Annotated in this window: 9 protein-coding genes; 6 read left to right on the forward strand and 3 right to left on the reverse strand. The window is 74.0% G+C overall.

The genetic code is table 11. The features are described 5' to 3' along the window. The first annotated feature begins 134 nt into the window (after positions 1-134). From K6I34_RS20540 to K6I34_RS20550, 3 genes are read left to right on the forward strand one after another with little or no spacing between them, the layout of a single operon-like run. Complete coding sequence (locus K6I34_RS20540; RefSeq protein ID WP_374230977.1) at positions 135-881, forward strand: glycosyltransferase; 747 nt, start codon at positions 135-137, stop codon at positions 879-881. Continuing rightward, on the forward strand, positions 878-1,579 hold the full coding sequence (locus tag K6I34_RS20545) for a DUF2064 domain-containing protein (protein ID WP_229327776.1): 702 nt from the start codon (positions 878-880) through the stop codon (positions 1,577-1,579). Before K6I34_RS20540 ends, K6I34_RS20545 begins: the two co-directional genes overlap by 4 nt. Continuing rightward, positions 1,576-2,283: a methyltransferase domain-containing protein gene (locus K6I34_RS20550; RefSeq protein WP_308294034.1), complete on the forward strand. Its 708-nt coding sequence runs from the start codon at positions 1,576-1,578 to the stop codon at positions 2,281-2,283. Before K6I34_RS20545 ends, K6I34_RS20550 begins: the two co-directional genes overlap by 4 nt. Here the strand turns inward: K6I34_RS20550 and uvrA are convergent. Then, positions 2,256-4,664 carry an excinuclease ABC subunit UvrA gene (gene uvrA / locus K6I34_RS20555; RefSeq protein ID WP_229327777.1) on the reverse strand — a complete coding sequence of 803 codons (2,409 nt, stop codon included), beginning with the start codon at positions 4,662-4,664 and terminating at the stop codon, positions 2,256-2,258. The two genes, K6I34_RS20550 and uvrA, sit on opposite strands and share 28 nt — an antisense overlap. Positions 4,665-4,957: 293 nt before the next feature. On the opposite strand from uvrA, the gene K6I34_RS20560 reads away from it, so the two are divergent. Continuing rightward, entirely contained in the window at positions 4,958-5,653 is a 696-nt protein-coding gene (locus K6I34_RS20560; RefSeq protein WP_229327778.1) for a PAS domain-containing protein, read from the forward strand. Here K6I34_RS20560 and K6I34_RS20565 read toward each other — a convergent pair. Continuing rightward, positions 5,584-6,300 (reverse strand): (2Fe-2S)-binding protein, encoded by a 717-nt coding sequence (locus K6I34_RS20565; protein WP_229327779.1) that lies wholly within the window; start codon positions 6,298-6,300, stop codon positions 5,584-5,586. The two genes, K6I34_RS20560 and K6I34_RS20565, sit on opposite strands and share 70 nt — an antisense overlap. Before the next feature lie 280 nt (positions 6,301-6,580). Between K6I34_RS20565 and K6I34_RS20570 the strand changes: the two genes are divergently transcribed. Both K6I34_RS20570 and K6I34_RS20575 read left to right on the forward strand, forming a co-directional pair. Continuing rightward, positions 6,581-8,914, forward strand: coding sequence for a GH92 family glycosyl hydrolase (locus K6I34_RS20570; protein ID WP_229327780.1), 2,334 nt, complete (start codon positions 6,581-6,583; stop codon positions 8,912-8,914). Between the two features lie 93 nt (positions 8,915-9,007). Beyond that, a complete protein-coding gene (locus K6I34_RS20575) occupies positions 9,008-10,456 on the forward strand; it encodes an amino acid permease (protein ID WP_229327781.1) in 1,449 nt (482 codons plus the stop codon). Between the two features lie 26 nt (positions 10,457-10,482). Here K6I34_RS20575 and K6I34_RS20580 read toward each other — a convergent pair whose 3' ends face one another. After that, positions 10,483-11,346: an Fpg/Nei family DNA glycosylase gene (locus K6I34_RS20580; RefSeq protein ID WP_229327782.1), complete on the reverse strand. Its 864-nt coding sequence runs from the start codon at positions 11,344-11,346 to the stop codon at positions 10,483-10,485. Positions 11,347-11,573 lie beyond the last annotated feature (227 nt).

The raw sequence follows: 11,573 nt of genomic DNA on the forward strand, positions 1-11,573 counted from the left end.
GGGGTCTGCATGCGGCAAGCCTCGCACGCCGGGCGCGCGATGCCGCCTGGGCTGGAAGAGGCCAGGGCCGATGTCCGCGTTTCGTAAGACAGCGCCATCCGAAATGCCGGAATTGCGTCCGTAGGGTGAACAGCGTGACAGACCAGACTGCTGCCTCCCGCACCCCGCGCCCCGGCCGGGCGGCGGACACCCGCGTGGACGTCGTCCTCCCCTGCCTCGACGAGGCCGCCGCCCTGCCCTGGGTCCTGGCCCGCGTCCCCGAGGGCTGGCGCGCCATCGTCGTCGACAACGGCTCGGCCGACGGCTCGGCGGACGTGGCCCGCTCCCTCGGCGCCACCGTCGTCCACGAGCCCCGCCGCGGCTTCGGCGCCGCCTGCGCCGCCGGGCTGCTGGCCGCCGACGCCGACCTCGTCGGCTTCTGCGACTGCGACGCCTCGCTCGACCCGGCCCTGCTGCGCGGACCCGCCGAGTCCGTACGCTCCGGCGCCGCCGACCTCGTCCTCGGGCGCCGCCGCCCCCGGGGCCGCGGCGCCTGGCCGCTCCACGCCCGGCTCGGCAACGCCGCCCTCGTCCGCATGCTCCACCGGCGCACCGGACTGCGCCTGCGCGACCTCGGGCCCCTGCGGATCGCGCGCCGCGAGGCCCTGCTCGGGCTCGGCCTGACCGACCGGCGCAGCGGCTACCCCCTGGAGATGGTCGTCCGCGCCGCCGACGCGGGCTGGCGCGTCACCGAGACCGACGTCCCCTACCACCCGCGCACGGGCACCTCGAAGGTCACCGGCACCTGGCGCGGCACGTGGCAGGCCGTCCACGACATGCGCGGCGTCCTGCGTACGGCGGCCCCGGCCGCCCCCGCCCCGGCGGAGGTGGCGGCCAGGTGAACCCCTGCGGACCCACCACGCTCCTCGTCATCGCCAAGGAGCCCCTGCCCGGGCGCGTCAAGACCCGGCTCACCCCGCCCTGCACCCCCGAACAGGCCGCCCGCATCGCCGAGGCGTCCCTGGCCGACACCCTGCACGCCGTCCTGCGCATGCCCGCCCGGCGCCGCGTCCTCGTCCTCGACGGACGGCCCGGCGACTGGCTCCCGCCCGGCTTCGACGTCGTACCGCAGTGCGCGGGCGGGCTCGACGAACGGCTCGCCGCCGCCTTCGCCCGCTGTCCCGGGCCCGCGCTGCTCGTCGGGATGGACACCCCGCAGCTCACCCCAGGGCTGCTCGCACCCGCCCTCGCGGACGACGGCTGGGACGGGTGCGACGCCTGGTTCGGCCCCGCCGCCGACGGCGGCTTCTGGGCCCTCGGACTCGCCGAGCCCCGGCCCGCGCTGCTGCGCGGCGTCCCCATGTCCACCGCCCGCACCGGTCTCCTCCAGCGACGGCGCCTGACCGCCGCCGGGCTCGCCGTACGCGACCTGCCCGAGCTCCGCGACGTCGACACCGCGGCCGACGCGGCCCGGGTCGCGGCCGCCGCGCCGCACGGACGCTTCGCGGAGGCCGTGGCAGCGGTGATGCGTACGGGCCTCGAACGGTGCCCGGCCGAGGGGGCGCCGGTCGCGGCGGGCGCGCGGGACGGTGACCGGTGACGATCAGCGAACTGTCCCCGGGCCCCGCGGCTGCCGCCCCCTGGTGTGCCGACCCCTACGCCGACGCCGTACGCGTCGGCCGCGGCCCCCTCTTCCTGCGCCGCGCGGACGGCTGGCTGCTGCCCCTGGACGTCGAGCGCTGGTGCGGCCACGCGGACCGCGCCGACCGACGCGTCCTCGACCGCTGCGAGGGCGAGACCGTCGACCTCGGCTGCGGCCCCGGCCGCCTCGTCGCCGCGCTGGCGGCCCGCGGCCGGCCCGCGCTCGGCGTCGACGTCAGCCCCGCCGCCGTCGCCCGCACCCGCCGCACGGGCGGCACCGCGCTCTGCCGATCCGTCTTCAGCCCCCTGCCCGGCGAGGGCCGTTGGGGCACCGCCCTGCTCGTCGACGGCAACATCGGCATCGGCGGCGACCCCCGCGCCCTCCTCGCCCGCGCCGCCGCCATCGTCGCGCCGGACGGCCTGCTCCTCGTCGAGGCGGCCCCGGCGGACGTCGACGAACGCGTCCACGTCCGCGTCGACGACGGCCGCGGCCGCGTCGGCACCGCCTTCCCCTGGGCCCGCGTCGGCACGCCCGCGCTGCGGCGGCACGCGGAGGCGGCCGGCTGGCGCGTGACGGACCGATGGGAGGCGGAGGGAAGGGAGTTCATGGCGCTGAGGCGGCGCCCCCGCGGGGACTACGAGGGCAGCGCCTCCCGCAGATAACGCGCCGTCACACTGCCCGCCGCGGCCGCCACGTGCTCCGGCGTCCCCGCCGCCACCACGCGGCCGCCCTCGTCACCGCCGCCCGGCCCCAGGTCGATGACGTGGTCCGAGCCCGCCGCCACCGCCATGTCGTGCTCCACCACGACCACCGTGTTGCCCGCGTCGACCAGCCCGTGGAGCTGACGGAGCAGCAGTTCGGTGTCGGCCGGGTGCAGGCCGGTGGTGGGCTCGTCCAGGACGTAGAGGGTGTGGCCGCGGCGGGTGCGCTGGAGCTCCGTGGCCAGCTTGATGCGCTGGGCCTCGCCGCCCGAGAGCTCGGTGGCGGGCTGCCCCAGGCGCAGATAGCCCAGGCCCACGTCCTGCAGGGTGCGCAGGCTCCGTACGGCCGCGGGCACGTCGGCGAGGAAGTCCACCGCCGCGTCGACGGTCAGGTCGAGCACCTGGGCGATGTTCGCACCGCGGTAGGCGACCTCCAGCGTCTCCGGGTTGTAACGCGCGCCCCGGCAGGCCTCGCACGGCGCGTACGAGCCCGGCAGGAAGAGCAGCTCCACGGCGACGAAGCCCTCGCCCTGGCAGACCTCGCACCGCCCCGCCGTCACGTTGAACGAGAAGCGGCCCACCGTGTAGCCACGGGCCCGGGCCTCGTCCGTCGCCGCGAAGACCTTGCGCACCGCGTCGAACAGGCCCGTGTACGTGGCCAGGTTGGAGCGCGGCGTGCGGCCGATCGGCTTCTGATCCACCGTCACGATCCGGTGCACCGCGTCGAGCCCCTCCGCGTGCTCCTGCGCCTCGCCCGCCAGATGCCCGGCCACGGTCTCCGCGAGCACCTGTCCCACCAGGGTCGACTTGCCCGAACCCGACACGCCCGTCACCGTCGTGAAGACGCCGAGCGGCACGGTCACGTCGAGGTCGCGGAGGTTGTGCCGGCGCACGCCGCGCAGCCGCAGCGCGCCTGCCGGCTCACGGGGCGTACGGGCCTCGCGAGCGGGGCCCTCGGCCTCCGGGAAGAGGAACCGCCGGGTCGCCGACTCCGGCACGTCCGCCAGCCCCGCCACGGGCCCGCTGTGCAGTACCCGCCCGCCGTGTTCCCCGGCGCGCGGGCCCACGTCGACGACCCAGTCGGCGCGGCGCACGACGTCCAGATGGTGCTCGACGACGAACAGCGAGTTCCCCGCCGCCTTCAGCCGGTCCAGCACGGTGAGCAGGGCCGCGCTGTCGGCCGGGTGCAGCCCGGCGGACGGCTCGTCCAGGACGTAGACGACACCGAAGAGCCCCGACCGCAGCTGGGTCGCCAGCCGCAGCCGCTGGAGCTCGCCCGCCGAGAGCGTCGGCGTCGGCCGGTCCATGCTCAGATAGCCCAGGCCGAGCTCGGTGAGCACCTCGACGCGGGCCACGAGGTCGGCGGCGAGCGTCGCCGCCACGCCCTCCCCGCCGCACACCGGGCGCAGCGTCTCCGCGAGCGCGCCCAGCGGCAGCGCGGCGAGCTCCGCGATGTCGCGCCCCGCGAACGTCACGGCCAGCGCCTCCGCCCGCAGCCGCCGCCCGTCGCACACCGGGCACGGCGCACTCACCAGGTGCCGCTCGGCGCGCGCCCGCAGGTTCGCGCTCTTGGAATCGGCGACCGTGTGCAGCACGTAGCGCTTGGCGCTCATGTACGTGCCCTGGTACGGACGCTGGATGCGCTCGGCCTCCCGCACCGGGTGCACGGTGACGACCGGCTGCTCGTCGGTGAACAGGATCCAGTCCCGGTCCGCCCGCGGCAGCTCGCGCCAGGGCCGGTCGAGGTCGTGGCCCAGCGCGCCGAGGATGTCGCGCAGATTCTTGCCCTGCCAGGCACCCGGCCAGGCCGCGATCGCGCCCTCGCGGATCGACAGCGACGGGTCGGGCACCAGCGACTCCTCCGTCACCCGGTGCACCTGCCCCAGCCCGTGGCACTCCGGGCACGCCCCGGCCGCCGTGTTCGGCGAGAACGCGTCCGAGTCCAGCCGCGCCGCGCCCTCGGGGTACGTCCCGGCGCGGGAGAAGAGCATGCGCAGCGAGTTGGACAGCGTGGTGACCGTGCCCACCGAGGACCGCGACGTGGGCGCCGACCGCCGCTGCTCCAGTGCCACGGCGGGCGGCAGCCCGCTGATCTCCTCGACCCTGGGGGCGCCCACCTGGTGGATCAGCCTGCGCGCGTACGGCGCCACCGACTCGAAGTAACGGCGCTGCGCCTCGGCGTAGAGCGTGCCGAAGGCGAGCGACGACTTCCCGGAACCGGACACTCCGGTGAACACGACGAGGGCGTCGCGCGGGATGTCGACGTCGACACCCCGGAGATTGTGCTCGCGGGCACCGCGGACACGGACGTACGGATCGTGGGCGCCGTCGGGGTGGGTCATGGGGTGAGTGCTCTCCACTGGTCGGCGCCGTACGTTTCACCCGATTTTATCCCTGACCCCCTGTCTCTCTTGCCTCCCGGCCGTCACGGACCCCGGTGCACGCCCGTCCGGCTCCCGGATCCAAGCCGGGCAGTAAAGCACACCTCCGGCGCAAGCGGTTCACTTCCGCTCGTATACAGAACTGCACGATCCTGCAGTCGTTGGGAACTCGACGCTCCCGCACGCGGCCCGCCGGGCAAGCACTGGACGGGCCCTTGGACGGGCGAGGAACGAGCGAGGGGCCGGGTAGCGACGTGGGTGGCGAGGACTACACCAGCTGGCGCAGCCATTTTCTGCTGCTGCTCGACCGGATCCCGACGCCGATCGCGGTCTGCCGGGCGGACGGCGAGGTGACCGTGGCCAACCCGGCGATGGCCGCCGAATGGGGCACCGCCCCCGGCAGACTGCGCGGGCACAACCTCCAGGAGCTGTTCCGGCCGAGGGCCGCCGGCAGGCTCGACCGGCACATCGAGGCGCTGCGGCTGGGCCGCCGTCCCCGTCATCCGATCGAGGTGCGCTGGACGGCGGGCACGGACGGCGTCGAGCGGGAGGGCGAGCTGCTGGTGGACCCGGTGGGCGACGCGTTCCCGGCGAGCCCGATGCTCCTGGCGATCCTGCGCGTACGGGCCGAGCCCATCCCCCGCCAGATGGAGCCCCGGGCCGAGGTCAGCGGCGTGGAGGGGCACATCCTCGCGCTGGCCGCCGCGGGGGCGACGACCGCGGCCATCGGCAAGGCCGTCGGCCTGACCGTGGACGGCGTCAACTACCACCTCACCCGGCTCACCCGTCGCTGGCGGGTGCCCAACCGCACGGCACTGGTGGCGAAGGCGTACGTGCTCGGCGTGCTGTCCACACGGGAGTGGCCGCCTGCCCCGGCGCCTCAGCGCACGGCACGGGGCGCGTGCCGCAGCACGCAGTCGCCGCACATCCCGCCCGGCAGGACCCGGTAGTACAGACAGCACGTCGTCCGGACGAAGGCCGGCCCGCCCGGCGCGTGCGCGGTGAGGGTCCCGGTGCCGCGCAGCGGCGGCGCCTCGAACAACGCCCGCGTCAGGCCGAGCGCCCGGTCCGCGTCCCCGGGACGGCCCTGCCCGAGACACCAGGCGTGCAGCACCCGGAGCGACCCGGCCAGCGACGAACCGGCATTGCCCCACAGCAGCTTCCCGGAGACGGGGACAGCCGCACGGAACGTCCGGTGCAGCTCGGCGAGGGTGCCGTCCACGACGTGCGCGCGGATCAGAGCCGCGGCGTCGCCGGAGCCCGGCAGGGACACCGGCGCGGGCAGCCACAGGTCGTCGGGGGCCGTACGGGCCGGATCCCAGACGAGGCGGGCGTCGCCGAGGTCCGGTACGTGCCCCGTCAGTACGGCGGACCCGAGGGCGACGGAGAGCAGCCGTCCCGCGATGCCCTGGAAGGCCACGGACGCGGCCACCCGCCGGTCCTCCGTCCCCAGCCGCTCCGTCACGATCCCGACCCTGCGCCGCACGACGTCCTCGGTCTGCTCGGCGAGCGACAGGTACCCGGCGATGTCCTCCACACCGCCATCGGCGCGGAGAGCGAAGAAGGGCCCCACGGAGGCGAGTTCACTGAGCTGCACGGGCGGAGGGCCTCCGTTCGGTCGGGTGAGCCGGTCCCGCACAGCTTTTCATGCCTCGCGCCCCGAAAGGGGCGCGGGGAACTGCGCGACCAGCCCCCACCGGACCCCGCAGCCGCGCGCGGAGCGCAAGCGGCACCCCCAGCAGGCACAGCCCACCCACTCGGCCCAAAGAAAGCAAGCGCACGCCGCCGCATCATGACAGAACGTCAACCTCTCGCTACGCTCGGCGTCGACGACAACGATGTCGGGTCATATGACGCGTCAGACAGGGGCGTGGACGATGAGATGGACCGCACACCCACGACTGCGCGTGAGCGCGGTCGCGGTCGCCTTCGTGGCGATGCTGGCCGGCACCGCGCTCGCGCCGCCGCAGCGGGCCGCCGCGGCGGAGGACCTCACCGCTTTGGTGAACCCGTTCATCGGCAGCAAGAACGAGGGCAACACCTTCCCCGGCGCCGCCGTGCCGTTCGGGATGGTGCAGCTCTCGCCCGACACCGGGCACAACACCGGGTACGACTACAAGGACGGCCACATCCGCGGCTTCAGCACGGTGCACCTGTCCGGGGTGGGCTGCCGGATCGGCGGTGACCTGCCCGTGCTGCCGACGACGGGCGAGGTGAAGCAGACCGACTACGCCCGCTACGCGGCGGCGTTCAGCCACCGCGACGAGCAGGCCCGCCCCGGCTACTACCGGGTCGCGCTCGACAGCGGCATCACCGCCGAGCTGACGGCCACCGCCCGGACCGGCATCCAGCGCTACACGTTCCCGGCGACCGACAAGGCCAACGTGCTCATCAACACGGGCCAGTCGCTGCACCGCACGGTCTCCACCACCGTGGAGGTCGTCGACAACCACACCGTCCGCTCCACCATCACGGGCCGCGGCTTCTGTCAGGACACCCGCCCGTACACGGTCCACACCATCACCCGCTTCGACCGGCCCTTCACCGCCTACGGCACCTGGAGCGGCGACCGGGTGCGGACCCGCTCCAGACAGTCGGAGTCCACCGGGCGCAACGGCGCCTGGGTCCGTTTCGACACCACCCGCGACCGGACCGTCGAGGCCACCACAGCCGTCAGCTACGTCGACGCGGCGGGCGCCGCGGGCAACCTCCGCGCGGAGAGCACCGGCTTCGACCGCGCGGCCGCCGAGGCCCGCACCGCCTGGCAGCGGCGGCTGGAGACCGTCCGGGCGCAGGGCGGCGGCGCCACGCTGCGGCGCACGTTCTACTCCTCGATGTACCGCGCGTTCCTCTCGCCCAACATCGGCAGCGACGCCGACGGCCGCTACACCGGCTGGGACCAGAAGCAGCACCGCGCCGAGGGCTTCACGTACTACCAGAACTGGTCCCTGTGGGACACCTACCGCACCCAGACGCAGCTGCTGGCGCTGCTCGCGCCGCGCGAGGCCCGCGACATGGCCCTGTCGGTGCTGCGCGTGGACCGCGACGGCGGCTGGCTGCCCAAGTGGGGCTACGGCACGGTCGAGACGAACATCATGACCGGCGACCCGGTGACGCCCTTCCTCACCAACGCCTACCAGGCCGGGTTGCTGAAGGGCCACGAGGAGGAGGCGTACCGGGCGCTGAAGAAGAACGCCGACGGGGTGCCCCCGGCCGACAGCCCGGCGGTGGGCCGGGACGGCAACAAGGAGTACATCGCCCGCGGCTACGTGCCCTACGAGCCCGACCACAGGAGCAAGCCCGGCGACTCCGACCTCCAGCAGGGCGGCTCGGCGACCCTGGAGTACGCGCTGGCCGACGCGGTCCTGGCACGGATGGCCCATGACCTGGGGCACCGCGCGGACGCCGAGCGCTACGCCGCCCGCTCCCGCAACTACCGCAACGTCTTCGACCCGGCCACCGGCTTCGTCCGCGCCCGGGACGCGAAGGGCGACTTCGCCGGGCCCGCCGACCCCGCGAAGAGCGTCGGCTTCCACGAGGGCACGGCCTGGCAGTACCAGTGGCTGGTCCCGCAGGACCTGCCCGGCATGGTGCGGCTGATCGGCGGCCGCGACAAGGCCAACGCGCGGCTCGACTCCTTCTTCGCCTACGACCGGCTGCTGGAGAACCCGGCCCGCACGGCCCGCGAGGTGTGGGTCAACGGCCCGTACGACTACTACAACGCCGACAAGTACAACCCGCAGAACGAGCCCGACCTCATCGCTCCCTACACCTATCTCTCCACCGGAGCGCCGTGGAAGACCACGGACGTGGTGCACGCGGCGCTGACCCTGTTCACCGACACGCCGGACGGCATGACCGGCAACGACGACCTGGGCACCATGTCCGCGTGGATGGTGCTCTCCTCCATCGGCGTCTACCCGGTACAGCCGGGCGGGGACACCTGGGGTCTGAGTACACCGGTGTTCGACCGGGTGGACCTGCGGCTGGACCGCCAGTGGTACCCCTCGGGAGGGCTGACGGTGACCGCGCCCGGCACCTCGGCGACCGACCGCTACATCCGGTCGGCCCGGCTCGACGGCACCTCCTTCGACCGTACGTACGTGACGACCGACCAGCTCAGGCACGCGCGGCGGCTGGAGTTCACGGTCGGCGCCGAGCCGTCCCGCTGGGGCACGGCCGTCTCCGCGGCGGCGCCCGCCATCGGCTGAACGGGGGTTTCCGTGCGGGGCGGCGTCTTTCGCGGCCGCCCCGTCTCGGCAATGATGTTCGACCCCGGCAGGGTCGACGAGAGGACATGACACATGGCCAGGCTCCGCGCGGGTGAGGGCGTACTGCGCCGCAAACCCATCGAGACCATCGAGGAGGCGGAGACCGTCGAGGGCGGCGGCCCGGCCCAACGGCTGACCCGCACCCTGGGCCTGTGGCAGCTGACGGCCATCGGCGTCGGCGGCATCATCGGCGCGGGCATCTTCAGCCTGGCCGGGACGATCGCCAACGGCGTCGCCGGTCCCGCCGTGCTCGTCTCCTTCCTCATCGCGGGCGTGGCGAGCGCGGCGGCGGCCTTCTCGTACGCGGAGTTCGCGGGCCTGATCCCGCGGGCCGGGTCCGCCTACACGTACGGCTACGCCGTGCTTGGCGAGATCGGCGGCTGGTTCATCGGCTGGGACCTGCTGCTGGAGTACACGGCGATCGTCGCGGTCGTGGCGATCGGCATCTCCGGCTACATCAACTTCCTGCTCGGGGAGATGAACGCCGAGCTGCCGAAGTGGATGCTGGGCGCGCCGGGGACCGGGGCGGGCCACCGGATCGACCTGTTCGCGGCGCTGCTGTGTCTGCTGATCGCCTGGCTGCTGACCATGGGGATGAAGAGCGCGGCACGGTTCGAGACGGTCGTCGTGGGGCTGAAGGTCCTGGTGGTCCTGCTGGTGATCGGGGTGGGCTTCTTCCATGTGAAGTCCTCGCACTACACGCCGTTCTTCCCGTTCGGGGTCAGCGGTGCCTTCACGGGCGCGGCCACCGTCTTCTTCGCGGTGTTCGGCTACGACGCGATGTCGACGGCCGCGGAGGAGTCCAAGGACGCGCAGCGCCACATGCCGAAGGCGATCCTCTACTCGCTGGCCATCTCGATGGTGCTGTACGTGCTGGCCTGCCTGGTGCTGACGGGCATGCAGAGCTACCAGGACATCGACAAGAAGAGCGGCTTCTCCACGGCCTTCAAGTCGGTGGGGCTGAACGGCATCGCGGACGTGATCGCGGTCGGGGCGATCATCGGCATCCTCACCGTCATGTTCACCTTCATGCTGGGCGTCACTCGGGTGTGGTTCGCCATGAGCAGGGACGGGCTGCTGCCGAAGTGGTTCGCGAAGACGCACCCGACACGGCACGTGCCGACGCGGGTCACCTGGATCGTGGGCGTGGCGTCGGCGGCCATCGCGGGCCTGGTGCCCATCGGGGAGGCCGCCGAGCTGACGAACATCGGCATCCTGCTGGCCTTCGCCGTGGTGTGCACGGCCGTGATCGTGCTCCGCTACAAGCGGCCGGAGCTGCCGCGCTCCTTCCGCTGCCCGTGGGTGCCGCTGGTGCCCGCCGTGGGGGTCGCGGCCTCGATCTGGCTGATCACGTATCTGGCGTGGCAGACGTGGGTGCGGTTCGCGGTGTGGTTCGTGGTGGGGATGGTCGTGTACTTCTCGTACTCCTACAAGCACTCGGAGCTGAGGCACGCGGACGCGCGGGGCATCCCGCAGGAGTGAGCGGCTGCGCACGGGCTGCTTGAGCGCTACTTGAGCAGTCGGGAGAGCCTGCGGTCGGCGAGCGGTTTCCCGCCGGTCTGGCAGGTGGGGCAGTACTGCAACGAGGAGTCGGCGAAGGAGACCTCGCGAATGGTGTCGCCGCAGACGGGGCACGGTTCCCCGGTGCGGCCGTGCACCCGCAGCCCGGTCTTCTTCCCGGCCTTCAGCTCGGCCGCCGCGTGGCCGCGTGCCCGCTCGACGGCGTCGCCCAGGGTGATGCGCAGCGCCTCGTAGAGGGTCGCGGTCTCCTCCTCCGTCAGGTTCGCGGCGGGCTTGAACGGGGACATATGGGCGGCGTGCAGGATCTCGTCGCTGTAGGCGTTGCCGATACCGGCGAGCACGCTCTGGTCGCGCAGGACACCCTTGAGCTGCCGTCGCCCGCCGCGCAGCAGGGCGGCAAAGGCGTCGAGGGTGAAGCCGGGCGCGAGGGGGTCGGGCCCGAGGCGGGCGACGCCGGGCACGTCGGCCGCCTCGCGGACGCAGTGGACGGAGAGCCGTTTCCGGGTGCCCGCCTCGGTGAGGTCGAACCCGGCGCCGTCGGTGAGCCGTACCCGGAGGGCCAGCGGTCCCTTGCCGGGGCGCGGCGGCGCGGCGGGGAGCCGGTCGTGCCAGCGCACCCAGCCCGCGCGGGCGAGGTGGACGACGAGGTGCGGGCCGCCGTCGGTGGCCAGGTCGAGGAACTTGCCGTGCCGGGTCACGCCGCTCACCCGGTGCCCCTCGACGGCGCCGAGCGGCGGGTCGTACGTCTTGAGGACGGAAACGGCCACCGGCAGCACCCGCTCGACCGTGCGCCCCGTGAGGCGCTCGCCGAGGAATCCGGCGAGGGCCTCGACCTCCGGCAGCTCCGGCATGGCTCCAGTCTGCCGCAGGCCGCGGAGGCGGCAAGTCAGCGGAGGCGGCACGTCAGCGGCGCCGACGCCCGGGCGGCCGGTGCCCACGCCGGGAGGCCCGGGAGGCCCGGAACGCCCGGGCCGCGACCAGCAGTCCCACCACCGCCGTCGCCCCCACGCACAGGGCCCAGTTCCGCGCGTAGTCGAGGGGCAGGACCGAGGGGTTCGCGGGCGGGCCCGGGCGGAGG

The organism is Streptomyces sp. UNOC14_S4 (assembly GCF_020740835.1).
In the GTDB taxonomy this organism is placed as follows: Bacteria; Actinomycetota; Actinomycetes; order Streptomycetales; family Streptomycetaceae; genus Streptomyces.